This is a genomic window from Streptomyces sp. SID486 (assembly GCF_009865385.1).
Lineage (GTDB): Bacteria > Actinomycetota > Actinomycetes > Streptomycetales > Streptomycetaceae > Streptomyces.
Genome location: NZ_WWJT01000399.1, coordinates 1 through 351 on the forward strand (window position 1 = coordinate 1; position 351 = coordinate 351).

The window sequence follows — 351 nt, forward strand, 5'->3', positions numbered from 1 at the left end:
CCCGGGAGCAGGGGTGACGGCTGCGCGGTCGGGGGTGTCGGTGGCCGGGGTGACGGCTGCGCGGTCGGGGGTGTCGGTGGCCGGGGTCACGGTGATCGGTATGTCGGCGGGGGGTGTCGCGGTGAGCCAGCGCTCGAAGCGTGCCCCGTGCACGGCGACCGCTCGCAGGCCGGGGGCAGCGCGCTCCGCCGCGTCCATCATGTGCCGGACGATCGTGGTGGCGGGCACGACCGGCCAGCGGTCCTCCAGGTCCGGCCAGCCGGGGCGCTGCGGGAAGAAGCAGTGGTCGAGGAGGTAGGGCATGGAGTGAGGAGAGACGTGCAGGGTCGTTGTCGTGGGGGTCGGGGCGGG

1 protein-coding gene is annotated in these 351 nt (G+C 74.9%); it reads right to left on the reverse strand.

All coding sequences use genetic code 11. The features are described 5' to 3' along the window. On the reverse strand, positions 1 to 351 hold a 351-nt coding region (locus GT045_RS18595; RefSeq protein WP_161334851.1), incomplete at both ends, for a hypothetical protein.